Here is an 11677-nt window from a genome sequence, read left to right as displayed (position 1 = left end):
CCGTTGCGCAAACCGGACAGGGGACCGTACGAGACGCCCGAGCGCCGAGTGCGGGAGCCCGCGGGCCCCGCGGGCCCCGCGGCGCCGGGTCAGTCCGCCACGACGACCCGGTAGTCCTCCACCCGCGCCTCGCGGATCGCGTCCCACGCGCCGCCGGAGGGGCCGGCGCCGCGGAAGCGGTGCAGCTCGGCCTCGCCGGCCCACCGCTCGTAGACGTCCACCCGCCCCGGGTCGAGCAGGTCGGGGGCGAGGGAGAAGTCGAGGCAGCCCTCGGCCCGCCGCGCCTGGCGGACGACGTCCGCGCAGTCCTCCAGGTACGCCTGCCGCGCCGCGGGGTCCACCCACAACGCCCCTGCCACGATGACCACGGCCCCTCCTCGCCCTCGCCGGTCGCCGCCGGTCCTCACCGGCCCGACGGTGGACCGCCGGGCGGGCGCGGAGTCATCGCCTCAGCCGCCGGGCCGGCGGCGCCGCTGCTCCTGCAGGGGGCAGAGGACGGCGCCGGCGAGGATGCCGGCGCTCGCGGCCCAGAAGGGGTTGTCGACGACGCCGAGCGCGCGCAGGAGCAGCCCGGCCGCGAGGCCGAGGACGGCGCCGGCGAGGGCGTACGCGGTGAGGCGGGCGAGGAACGCCACGGTCGGGCTCCGGGGTCCGGTGGTACGGGCGTCGGCGGCCTACCCGCGGCGGGCCGCCCCGACCCCCTCCGGCGCGGGGACCGGCCGCTGGGCCCCGGCCCCGCCGTCGACCGCGTCGTCCGCGAGCGGTCGGAAGCGGCGCAGCCGCAGGCTGTTCGTGACGACGAAGACCGACGACAGCGCCATCGCCGCGCCCGCGAGCATCGGGTTGAGCAGGCCCGCGGCGGCGAGGGGCAGGGCGGCGACGTTGTAGGCGAACGCCCAGAAGAGGTTGCCCTTGATGGTGCCGAGCGTGCGCCGGGCCAGCCGGATCGCGTCGGCGGCGGCGCGCAGGTCGCCGCGGACGAGGGTGAGGTCGGAGGCCTCGATGGCGACGTCCGTGCCCGTGCCCATCGCCAGGCCCAGGTCGGCCCGGGCGAGCGCGGCGGCGTCGTTGACCCCGTCGCCGACCATCGCGACGACCCGGCCCTCGGCCTGCAGCCGCGCGACCACGTCGACCTTGTCCTGCGGCAGGACCTCGGCGACGACGGCGTCGGCGTCGATGCCGACCTCCGCGGCGACGGCGCGGGCGACGGCGGCGTTGTCGCCGGTGAGCAGCACCGGGCGCAGGCCGAGCGCGCGGAGCCGGCGCACGGCCTCCGCGGAGGTCGGCTTGACCGCGTCGGCGACGACGAGCAGGCCGCGGGCCCGCCCGTCCCAGCCGACCGCGACCGCCGTACGGCCCTCGGACTCGGCCGACGCCCGCGCGGCGGCCAGGTCGTCGGGCAGCTCCTGGGACCAGTCCGCGAGCAGGCGGGGACGGCCGAGGACGACGGCGCGGCCCTCGACGACGCCCTGCACGCCGAGCCCCTCGACGTTCGCGAACCCCTCGACCGCGGGCAGCGGGCCGGCCTGCGCCGCCGCCTCGGCGACGGCCCGGGCGACGGGGTGCTCCGAGGCGGCCTCGAGCGCGCCGGCGACCCGCAGGACCTCCTCGCGGTCCTCGCCCGCCGCGGGCACGACGTCGAGCAGCGCCATGCGCCCGGTCGTGACGGTGCCGGTCTTGTCGAGGACGACGGTGTCGACGCGGCGGGTCTGCTCGAGGACCTCGGGGCCCTTGATGAGGATGCCGAGCTGCGCGCCGCGGCCGGTGCCGACCATGAGGGCGGTCGGCGTCGCGAGCCCGAGCGCGCAGGGGCAGGCGATGATGAGCACCGCGACGGCGGCGGTGACGGCGGTGGCCGTGCCCGCCCCGGCGCCGAGCCAGAAGCCGAGGGTGGCGACGGCCAGGCCGATGACGACGGGCACGAACACCCCGGAGACGCGGTCGGCGAGGCGCTGCACCTCGGCCTTGCCGGCCTGCGCGTCCTCCACGAGCCGGGCCATCTGCGCCAGCTGGGTCTCCGCGCCGACCCGGGTGGCGCGCACGACGAGCCGGCCGCCGGCGTTGACGGTGGCGCCGACGACCGCGTCGCCCGGGCCCACCTCGACCGGCACGGACTCGCCCGTGAGCATCGACGCGTCGACGGCCGAGGACCCCTCGAGGACCGTGCCGTCGGTCGCGAGCTTCTCCCCGGGCCGCACGACGAACGCGTCCCCGACGCGCAGCTGCTCCACCGGGACGCGCTCCTCGCGACCGCCGCGGAGCACGGTCACCTCCTTGGCGCCGAGCTCCAGCAGGGCGCGCAGGGCCGCGCCGGCCCGCCGCTTCGAGCGCGCCTCGAGCCAGCGCCCGGCGAGCAGGAACGTCGTCACGCCGGCGGCGACCTCGAGGTAGACGTCGTCGCTGCCGTCGCCGCGCTCCACCGCGAGCGTGAAGCCGTGCACCATCCCGGGCTCGCCGGCGGTGCCGAGGAACAGCGCGTACAGCGACCACCCGAAGGCGGCGAGCACGCCCACCGAGACGAGCGTGTCCATGGTCGAGGTGCCGTGGCGCAGGTTGGTCCACGCGGCCCGGTGGAACGGCCAGGCGCCCCAGATCACGACGGGCGCGGCGAGGGCGAGCGAGAGCCACTGCCAGTACGTGAACTGCAGCGCCGGCACCATCGCCAGCAGCACGACGGGCACGGCGAGGGCGGCCGAGACGAGGAGGCGCTCGCGCAGCGGCCGCACGGGGTCGGCGGCCGCCTCGGGGGCCCCCTCAGGGGTGGCGGGCCGGGGCGGCTCGGGGACCCGCACGGTGTACCCGGCCCGCTCCACGGCCGCCACGAGGTCCTCGACGGGGACGCTGCCGTCGTGCGTGACGCGCGCCTTCTCCGTCGCGTAGTTGACGGTGGCCGTCACGCCCTCGAGCCGGTTGAGGCGCTTCTCGACGCGGGCGGCGCAGGAGGCGCAGGTCATCCCGCCGATGGCGAGCTCGACGCGGGTGCCGTCGTCGGTGGTGCTCACGGGGGTCCCCTCAGTGGTCGTGGTCGGCGGGGTGGTCGGCGGGGTGGTCGGTGCGCGGGGCTCCGGCCGGGTCGGCCGGGTCGGCCGGGTCGGCGGCGGGGTCCCCGGCCGGCTCACCCGCGCGGACCGTGAAGGCCACCGTGCGCACGGTCCCGCCGTGCCGCAGGTCGAGGAACAGGCGGTAGTCCCCGGGCGACGGCGCCGTCGCGGTGAACGCGACGCGCGGCCCGGGCTCGGTGGTGCCGTCCCCGGGCTCGCCCTCGGGGTGGACGTGGAGGTACCCGACGTCGCCGTCGCGCAGGGCGACGAGGTGGCCGTACGCGCCGAGGTAGGGCTGCAGGTCGGTCACGGGGCGGCCGTCGCGGGTCACGGTGAAGGCGAGGGTGGACGGCTCGCCGGGCACGAGCCCCCCGTCGAGGGTGACCTCGTAGCCGTCGGCGGTCGCGGCCGTCGCGGGCGCCGGCAGCGGCTCCGGCTCGTGGTCGCCGGGGACGAGCAGGTCCGCGCCGAGGACGAGGGAGCCGTCGTACCCGCGGGGGGCGGTGTCGACGACGACCCGCCACGCCCCCGGCGTCAGGTCGAGCGGCACGCTCCAGGTGCCGTCGGCGCCGAGGCGGGGGTGCACGTGCTGGAAGCCGGTGAGGTCGCGGCGCACGGCGACGAGGTGCAGGTCGCGCTCGTGGCGCTCGTCGTACGCCGTCACGGCACGCCCGTCCGGCCCCTCGAGGCGGAACGCGAGCGGGACGCCCTCCCCGGCCGGCAACGCCCGCTGCGCGAGGCGCAGCGCGTAGCCGTCCTGCGCCACCGCCAGGCCGCCGGGCGCCGGGGCCCGCACGGGCTCTGCGGCGGCGTGCCCGGTCGCGTGCCCGGTCGCGTTCCCAGCGGCGTGCCCGGCCGCGTGGGCGGGCGGCGCGGGCTCGTCGAGCGGCCCCACCGCGGCCCCCACGCCGGTGGCGGCGGCGAGGACCGCGCCGAGCGCGGCGACGTACGCGGCGACCTTCACCGGCGTCCTCATGGGGTCCTCCCCGGTCGGGTGCGGGCACCCGCGGCACGGGTACCCCTACGGGGTACGACGGTACGCCGCCCGGACGGCCGCCGCAAGTACCCCCAGGGGGTACCTGCGGCGCCGTCCTCCCGGCGGAGGGCGTGGGATTCGAACCCACGAGGAGCGCGAGCCCCTAGCGGTTTTCAAGACCGCCGCCATCGGCCACTAGGCGAGCCCTCCCGGCGGCCCCATCGTGCCAGGCGCCCGGAGCCGGCCCCGGTGCTCGCCCCACCGCGCCACCACCCCGGCCATCTCCTCGCGCAGGAAGCGGAAGAACTCCTGCGTCTCGGCGAGCCGCGCGCCGCCCGGGCGGTCGGCGCCCACGAGGGCGACCGCCTCGCCGACCACCGCCTCCCAGTGCTCCATGACCGGGAGCTGGGCGAGCATGATCGCCCGCCAGACGTCGTCGTCGTAGACCCGGTAGACGTCGCCCCGGCGGCCCGGCTCGCGCTCGCGGAACAGCATCCGGGCGTGGACGAGGTAGCGCACCGCCCCGGAGACCGCGGCCGGGCTGATCCGCAGGCCCTCGGCGAGGTCCGCGGCGGTGTAGCGCTCGGCGTCCTCGGCGAGGACGTACGCGAAGACGCGAGCCGCCATCCGGGGCATGCCCGAGGACTCCAGCGACTGCGCCACGAGCTCGACCGCCCGCAGCAGGTCGTCGCGCCCGTCGTCCTGCTCCACGCCCGCTCCCCTCGCCGGTGGCGCTCACTGTGCACGACCTTCTCGATCTTCACAAGGTGGTGAAGGCTGTGTACGTTCGGCGCCGTGGACGACGCGATCGTGGCCGAGGGGCTCGTCAAGCGGTTCGGGCGCACCCGCGCCCTCGACGGGCTGGACCTGCGGGTGCGCACCGGCGAGGTGCACGGCTTCCTCGGCCCCAACGGCGCCGGCAAGTCCACGACGATCCGGGTGCTGCTGGGGCTGCAGCGGGCCGACGGCGGCGCCGCGCGGGTGCTCGGGGGCGACCCGTGGCGCGACGCGGTGGCGCTGCACCGCCGGCTCGCGTACGTCCCCGGCGACGTCACGCTGTGGCCGCAGCTGACCGGCGGCGAGGCGGTCGACCTGCTCGGCCGGCTGCGCGGCGGGCTCGACCCCCGGCGGCGCGACGCGCTGCTCGAGCGGTTCGAGCTCGACCCGTCCAAGCGGGCCCGCGGCTACTCGAAGGGCAACCGGCAGAAGGTCGCGCTGGTCGCTGCGCTCGCGTCCGACGCGGAGCTGCTCGTCCTCGACGAGCCGACGTCCGGGCTCGACCCGCTCATGGAGGCGGTGTTCCGCGACTGCGTGGCGCAGGCCCGCGGCGCGGGCCGCACCGTCCTGCTGTCGAGCCACGTCCTCGCGGAGGTGGAGGCGCTCTGCGACCGGGTGAGCATCGTCCGGGCCGGGCGCACCGTGCAGAGCGGCACCCTCGCCGACCTGCGCCACCTCACCCGCACGACGGTGGTGGCCGAGACCGAGCGGCCGGCGGTCGGGATCGGCGCGGTCCCGGGCGTGCGCTCGCCGCGCCTCGAGGGCCGGCGCGTGTCCTTCGACGTCGACGCCGACCACCTCGACGGGGCGGTGCGGCACCTGGCGGCGCTCGGCGTGCGGAGCCTGACGGCGCACCCGCCCACGCTCGAGGAGCTGTTCCTGCGCCACTACGGCGACCGGGTCGAGGAGCCGGCGGCGGTGGCGCCGTGAACGCGCTCGCGGGCACGGGCGCGCTGGCCCGGCTCGCCCTGCGCCGCGACCGCGTCCGCCTGCCGGTGTGGGTGGTCGCCGTCGTCGGGCTGGTGCACGCCACCGCCGCCGCGCTGCCGTCGCTCTACGGCACGCCGGAGGAGGTGGCGGCGTACGAGCGGACCGTCGGCAGCAGCCCGGCCAGCACGGCCCTCAACGGCCCGCCCGTCGCGCTCGACACGCTCGGCGGCATCGTCGTGTTCGAGTCCAGCACGACGGCGCTGCTCGCCACCTGCCTCATGGGCGTGTTCCTCGTCGTGCGCCACACGCGCGGCGAGGAGCAGGAGGGGCGGACCGAGCTGCTGCGCTCGGCCCCCGTCGGCCGGGCGGCGCCCCTCGCCGCGGCGCTGCTGGTGGTGGGCACCGCCTGCCTCGTCGTCGGGGCCGGGATCGCGCTCTCGCTGCTCCCCCTCGGCCTGCCGGCCCGGGGCTCGCTCCTGTACGGCGCCTCCGTCGCCGCGGCCGGGCTCGTGCTGACCGCGGTGGCCGCGTGCGCGGCGCAGGTGTCCGCGCACTCCCGCGGGGCGCTCGGGCTCGCCGGCGCGGTGCTCGCGGCGGCCTTCCTGCTCCGCGCGGTCGGCGACGTCACGGGGACCGCCTGGTCCTGGGCGTCCCCGCTGGGCTGGTCCCAGGGGGTCCACGCGTACGGCGGCGACCGCTGGTGGCCGCTGCTGCCGAGCCTCGCGGCCACGGTCCTCCTCGCCGCGGCCGCGGTGGCGCTGCTCGGCCGGCGGGACCTCGGCGGCGGGCTCGTCGCCGACCGGCCGGGCCCTGCGCGCGGGGGCGCGCTCCTGGGCAGCGGCGCCGGCCTCGCGCTGCGCCTGCAGCGCGGCTCGCTCCTCGGCTGGACGGCCGGCGTCCTGCTGGCCGGCCTCGCCTTCGGGGCGTTCGGGCGGGAGGTGGAGTCGATCGTCGAGGGCAACCCGGACCTGGGCGAGGTCCTCGCGGCGGGCGGCGCCGACGTCGTGGACGCGTTCTTCGCGACCGTGGTGCTGCTGCTCGCGCTGCTGTCCACGGGGTACGCCGTCGGCTCCGTGCTGCGGGTGCGCGCCGAGGAGGCGGCGGGGCGCGCCGAGGCGCTGCTCGCGACCGGGCTCTCCCGCGGCCGCTGGCTGCTCGGCTCGCTCGGCGTCACGGTCGCGGGCACCGTGCTCGTGGTCGCGGCGGGCGGGCTCGGCGCGGGCACCTCGCACGCCCTGGCGACCGGCGACGCGTCGGCCGTCCCCGGGCTGCTCGGCGCCGCGTTGGCGCACGTGCCCGCCGTGCTCGTCGTGGCGGGCGTGGCCGCGCTGCTCGTCGGCTGGGCGCCGGGCGCCGCGCTCGCGGCGTGGGCGCTGCTCGCGGGGTGCTTCGTGGTGGGCTGGCTCGGCGACCTGCTGTCCCTCCCCGACGCCGTCGCGGCGCTCTCGCCGTTCTGGCACGTGCCCGGCCTGCCGGCCGCGCCGCTGCGGGTGCTGCCGCTGGCCGTCCTCACCGCCCTCGCCGCCGCCCTGGCGGCGGGGGCGCTGGCCGGCTACCGGCGGCGGGACGTGGCCTGAGGCAACGGGTTAGCGTGGACGGGCCGTCGAGGAGGAGGGCCCGCAGCGTGGAGCACGTGGACGTCGTCGTCGTGGGGGCCGGGCTGTCCGGCACCGGCATGGCCGCGCGCCTGCTGCGGGACCACCCGCACCGCAGCGTCGCCGTGCTCGAGGCCCGGGGCGCGACGGGCGGGACCTGGGACCTGTTCCGCTACCCCGGGGTCCGCTCCGACTCGGACATGCACACCCTGGGGTACGCCGACCGCCCCTGGCGGGGCCCCCGGGCCATCGCCGACGGGGCGTCGATCCTGGCGTACCTGCGCGAGACCGCCGCGGAGACCGGCGTCGACCGGCGCGTGCGCCTGCACCACCGCGTGGTCGCCGCCGCGTGGTCGTCCGCCGACGCCCGCTGGACCCTCACCGTCGCGCGCGGGGACACCGGGGACGAGCTGCGCCTCACCTGCTCGTGGCTCGCCGCCTGCACGGGCTACTACCGCTACGACGCGGGGTACGCGCCGGCCTTCCCCGGGCGGGAGGCGTTCCGCGGCGACGTGGTGCACCCGCAGCACTGGCCGCAGGACCTCGAGGTGGCCGGGCGCGACGTGGTCGTCGTCGGCAGCGGCGCGACGGCGGTCACGCTCGTCCCGGCGCTCGCCGCGCGGGGGGCGCGGGTGACGATGCTGCAGCGCTCGCCCTCGTGGGTCCTGGCGCTGCCGTCGGACGACCCGCTGGCGCGCCGGCTGCGGCGGGCGCTCCCCGGGCCGGTGGTCCGCCCCGTCGTCCTTTGGAAGAACGTGCTGCTGAGCCGGGCCCTCTACCGCGCCAGCCGGCGCCGGCCGCAGCGGGTCGCGGCGCTCCTGCAGCGGCGGGCCGCGGCGCAGCTGCCGCCCGGCTACGACGTCGCCACCCACTTCACGCCGTCGTACGACCCCTGGGACCAGCGGCTGTGCGTCGTGCCGGACGGCGACCTGTTCCGCGTCGTGCGCGAGGGCCGGGCCGAGGTGGTCACGGACGCGGTCGAGCGGTTCGTGACCGACGGGATAGCCCTTGCCAGCGGCCGTACGCTGCCCGCCGACGTCGTCGTCACCGCCACGGGCCTGGAGCTCCTGGCGCTCGGCGGCCTGCGCCTCGTCGTCGACGGCGAGGAGGTCGACCCGGCGCGCACCCTGGCGTACAAGGGGCTCATGCTCGGCGGCGTGCCCAACCTGTCCCTCACGGTCGGCTACACCAACGCGTCCTGGACGCTCAAGGCCGACCTCGTGGCGACGTACGTCAGCCGGCTGCTGCGCCACCTCGACCGGACCGGGCACCGCTCGGTCGTCCCCGTCGCGCCCGACCTGCCCGAGGAGGACCTCGTGCCGCTCATCGACCTGCGGTCCGGCTACGTCCTGCGGGGTGCGGGCCGGCTGCCGCGGCAGGGGCCGGCGGCGCCGTGGCGGCTGCACCAGGACTACCTGCGCGACCTGCGGCTGCTGCGCTGGGGCCCGCTCACCGACGGGGTGCGGTTCGACGCGCCGGCGCCCGGGCGGGCGGCGTGAGCCGGCTCGGGCCGTACGCCTTCGCCGGCGGCACCGCCATCGTCACCGGGGCCGCCGGGGGCATCGGGGAGGCGCTCGCCGAGGGCCTGGCCCGGCGCGGCAGCCACCTGGTGCTCCTGGACCGGCAGGGCGGGCGGCTGGGGGCGGTCGCGGCCGGGCTGCGCGCGCGGCACCCCGGCCTGCAGGTCGCCACCCGGGTCGTCGACCTCGCCGACCGCGCGGCCGCCGTCGACGCCGCCCGGGCGGTCGCGGCCGGGCACCCGGGGACGACGCTGGTCGTCAGCAACGCCGGCGTCGCCCTGGCCGGGCGCTACGACGAGGTGTCGCTCGAGGACGTCGAGTGGGTCCTCGACGTCAACCTGCGCGCGGCGGTGGTGCTCACGCACGCCCTCGTCCCGGTGCTGCGGCGCAACCCCGGCGCGCACCTGGTGACGGTGTCGAGCGTGTACGGCCTCGTCGCCCCGGCGGGGCAGGCGGCGTACGCGGCGAGCAAGTTCGGGCTGCGCGGGCTCACCGAGGCGCTCCGCCACGAGCTCGCGGGCGAGGTCGGCGTCACGTGCGTGCACCCCGGCGGCGTGGCCACCCGCATCGCGGCCACCGCGCGCGTCGGGGCCGGCGTCGACCCCGAGCGCGCGGCGGCGGCCCGCGCCGCCTTCGCCCGGCTGCTCACCATCGCGCCCCGCACGGCGGCCGAGGCGGTGCTGCGCGGCGTCGAACGGCGCCGCCCGCGCGTGCTCGTCGGCGCGAGCGCCCGGGTGCCGGACCTGCTCGCCCGGGCCGCCCCCGCCTCGTACGGGCGCGCCCTCGACGCGCTGTCCGCCGTCCGGGTGGCGCGCGGCTGACGCCGCCCGGCCCGCTCAGGTCGCGGCGCCCGCGCGCCGATGGGGGACGACCAGCGACGCGCAGGACCGGAGGACCGCATGGGCTCGTACGCGCACCACCTCGTCGAGCGGCTCGCCGGGCGGCGGGTCGCCGAGGTGCTCCTCGACCTCGCCGCCGAGGCGGGGCTCCGCGGCCCGGGCGCCCTGCGCGACCTGCGCCGCACGCCGCACGGCTGGGTGGCGCTGCTCGGCCCCGCGCACGTGCGCGTGCAGCCCCGCCGCGACCTGTGGGAGCTGCTCGCGCCCGGGCAGGCGCCCCTGGCGCTCACCCGGCGCGAGCTCGCCCGCGCCCTGCGGGCCCTCGACGAGCCGGCGCCGCTCCGCGCTGCCGCCGCCTGAGGGGCCCCCTCAGCCGGTGACGCCGAGCGCGGCCGCCAGGCGCCGGTGCTCGCCGGCCTCGGCGCCGCGGCTCTGCCGCTCGAGGGTGCGCGCCAGCGCGAAGCGGGCCCACCCGTCGTCCGGCCGGCGCTCGACGAGCGCGCGCAGCGCCGCCTCGGCCCGGCGCAGCTGCGCGGAGGCGAAGAGGGCCCGCGCGTGCAGCTCCAGCGCGGCCACGTCCCCCGGCGCGGCCGCCACCACGGTCGCGGCGACCCGCGCCGCCTCGGCGGCGCGGCCCGCGTCGAGCAGCAGCTCGGCCTCGCGGTAGGCCGCGTACGCGTCGTCCTGCGCCGGCGCGACGAGCGCCGCCAGCGCGGCGGGCGCGGCGAGGGCGGTTGACGTCGCCGGCGGGGTGGTCGTCGGCGGGGTGCCGGTCCCCGGGGTGCTGGTCATGGGGCTCCCTCCTCGGTCGCCCCCGCAACCGGACCCGGGCCCCGGATGTTCCTGGCCGCCGGCGCCCGGCGCGCCCGTGCGTCAGCGCCGGTCGCCGCGCACCGGCTGCGCCGGCCAGAGGTCGACGCCCTCGGCCCGGGCCACCTGCCGGACCCGGTCCAGGACCGCGTCGCGCAGGGCCCCGACGTGCGTGGCGCGCGCCGCGCCGTGGCGCGACAGCGCGCGCACCAGGGCGCGGCGGTGCCCCTCCGCGACGACGCGCGCGGCGGCGCGCTGCACGTGCAGCGCCTGCCCCGACCCCTCGAGGCGCTCGACGAGCCGCCGCGCCGCGGGCCGGTCCGTCCCGCGCAGCAGGGCGGGCTCCACGACGTGGCGCCACGTCGCGCGCTCGTACGCCGTGAGGGGCGCGCCGGCCCCGTCGCGCCCGTCCCGCCGGCGCTGCTCCGCCCGCTGCTGCTCGCGCACCGCCGCAGCCCGCTGCTCCCGCACCGCCGCAGCCCGCTGCTCCCGCACCGCCGCAGCCCGCTGCTCCCGCACCGCCGCAGCCCGCTGCTCTCGCACCGCCGCAGCCCGCTGCTCCCGCACCGCCGCAGCCCGCTGCTCCTGGGCCGCGAGCGCCTGCTGCCCGCGGACCGCCGCGGCGCGCTGCGCCCGCACCGCCTGCGCCCGCTGCTGCTCGGCCACGAGGGCCCGCCGCTCGCGCACCGCCTGCGCCCGCTGCTCGCGCAGCGCGGCCTGCCGGGCGGCGTCCCGCGCGGCGTCGGGGGCGGCGGGCGCGGCGGCCGGCGGCTCGGCCGCCGGGACCTCCACGCGCACGACGACGACCTGCGTCTCGACGGGCGCGGGGGCGGGGGCCGCGGCAGCCACCGGGTCGGGCGCCGGCGCGGCGGCCGGAGCCGTGCGGCGCGGCGCCGGGGGCCGCTGCGGCAGCGGCGCCGTCGCGGCCGCGGTGAGCGCCGGGACGTCCTCCACGGGCAGCGCCTCGACGGGCAGCGGCTCCTCGGCGAGGGCGCGGCTGATCTCGCGGGCCGGCGCGCCCGACGCGGAGATGGTGTCGCCCCCGCCGCCGAGCCCGCTGGCGGCCGCGGCCACGGCCAGGCCGAGCGTCAGGCCGACGACGAGCCCGCCGCCGGCCCCCTTGGCACCGCGCACCGCGCCGGACCCCGGCCGCGCGCTCCCCCGCTGCTCCTCGTGCACGGCGCAGACC

The 11677-nt window shown here is 79.4% G+C and carries 12 protein-coding genes and 1 tRNA gene; 5 read left to right on the top strand and 8 right to left on the bottom strand.

Annotated elements, in window-relative coordinates:
- Window positions 1-89: 89 nt before the first annotated feature.
- From D5H78_RS00370 to D5H78_RS00345, 6 genes are all read right to left on the bottom strand, one after another.
- Window positions 90-368: a putative quinol monooxygenase gene (locus tag D5H78_RS00370; RefSeq protein ID WP_119948434.1), complete on the bottom strand. Its 279-nt coding sequence runs from the start codon at window positions 366-368 to the stop codon at window positions 90-92.
- Window positions 369-449: 81 nt separating this feature from the next.
- Window positions 450-635, bottom strand: a complete 186-nt coding sequence (locus tag D5H78_RS00365) for a hypothetical protein (RefSeq protein WP_119948433.1) — start codon at window positions 633-635, stop codon at window positions 450-452.
- 39 nt (window positions 636-674) lie between these two features.
- Complete coding sequence (locus D5H78_RS00360) at window positions 675-2954, bottom strand: heavy metal translocating P-type ATPase (RefSeq protein WP_119949227.1); 2280 nt, start codon at window positions 2952-2954, stop codon at window positions 675-677.
- Between the two features lie 58 nt (window positions 2955-3012).
- Complete coding sequence (locus D5H78_RS00355) at window positions 3013-4017, bottom strand: hypothetical protein (protein WP_133411969.1); 1005 nt, start codon at window positions 4015-4017, stop codon at window positions 3013-3015.
- A 123-nt stretch (window positions 4018-4140) separates the two neighbouring features.
- Window positions 4141-4227 (bottom strand) — tRNA-Ser (locus D5H78_RS00350).
- Window positions 4213-4728 (bottom strand): GbsR/MarR family transcriptional regulator, encoded by a 516-nt coding sequence (locus D5H78_RS00345; protein ID WP_218566067.1) that lies wholly within the window; start codon window positions 4726-4728, stop codon window positions 4213-4215. Before D5H78_RS00345 ends, D5H78_RS00350 begins: the two co-directional genes overlap by 15 nt.
- Window positions 4729-4812: 84 nt before the next feature.
- Between D5H78_RS00345 and D5H78_RS00340 the strand changes: the two genes are divergently transcribed.
- The 5 genes from D5H78_RS00340 (at window position 4813) to D5H78_RS00320 (ending at window position 10038) form a co-directional block, all read left to right on the top strand.
- A complete protein-coding gene (locus D5H78_RS00340; protein WP_119948431.1) occupies window positions 4813-5724 on the top strand; it encodes an ABC transporter ATP-binding protein in 912 nt (303 codons plus the stop codon).
- Window positions 5721-7301, top strand: coding sequence for an ABC transporter permease (locus D5H78_RS00335; RefSeq protein ID WP_177891075.1), 1581 nt, complete (start codon window positions 5721-5723; stop codon window positions 7299-7301). Before D5H78_RS00340 ends, D5H78_RS00335 begins: the two co-directional genes overlap by 4 nt.
- Window positions 7302-7348: 47 nt before the next feature.
- The gene (locus tag D5H78_RS00330) at window positions 7349-8818 is read left to right on the top strand and encodes a flavin-containing monooxygenase (RefSeq protein ID WP_245941564.1); all 1470 of its coding nucleotides are present in this window, start codon (window positions 7349-7351) and stop codon (window positions 8816-8818) included.
- The gene (locus tag D5H78_RS00325) at window positions 8815-9660 is read left to right on the top strand and encodes an SDR family NAD(P)-dependent oxidoreductase (RefSeq protein WP_119948430.1); all 846 of its coding nucleotides are present in this window, start codon (window positions 8815-8817) and stop codon (window positions 9658-9660) included. Before D5H78_RS00330 ends, D5H78_RS00325 begins: the two co-directional genes overlap by 4 nt.
- A gap of 78 nt (window positions 9661-9738) precedes the next feature.
- Entirely contained in the window at window positions 9739-10038 is a 300-nt protein-coding gene (locus tag D5H78_RS00320) for a hypothetical protein (protein ID WP_119948429.1), read from the top strand.
- Between the two features lie 9 nt (window positions 10039-10047).
- On the opposite strand, the gene D5H78_RS00315 is transcribed toward D5H78_RS00320, so the two are convergent.
- Together D5H78_RS00315 and D5H78_RS00310 are read right to left on the bottom strand one after the other, a co-directional pair.
- Complete coding sequence (locus D5H78_RS00315) at window positions 10048-10470, bottom strand: tetratricopeptide repeat protein (RefSeq protein ID WP_119948428.1); 423 nt, start codon at window positions 10468-10470, stop codon at window positions 10048-10050.
- Window positions 10471-10551: 81 nt separating this feature from the next.
- Window positions 10552-11667, bottom strand: a complete 1116-nt coding sequence (locus D5H78_RS00310; protein WP_119948427.1) for a hypothetical protein — start codon at window positions 11665-11667, stop codon at window positions 10552-10554.
- Window positions 11668-11677: the final 10 nt, after the last annotated feature.

The organism is Vallicoccus soli (assembly GCF_003594885.1).
Taxonomy (GTDB): Bacteria; Actinomycetota; Actinomycetes; order Motilibacterales; family Motilibacteraceae; genus Vallicoccus; species Vallicoccus soli.
Note: the sequence above shows the minus strand (reverse complement) of the source record. Positions and strands in the feature narration are given on the sequence as shown.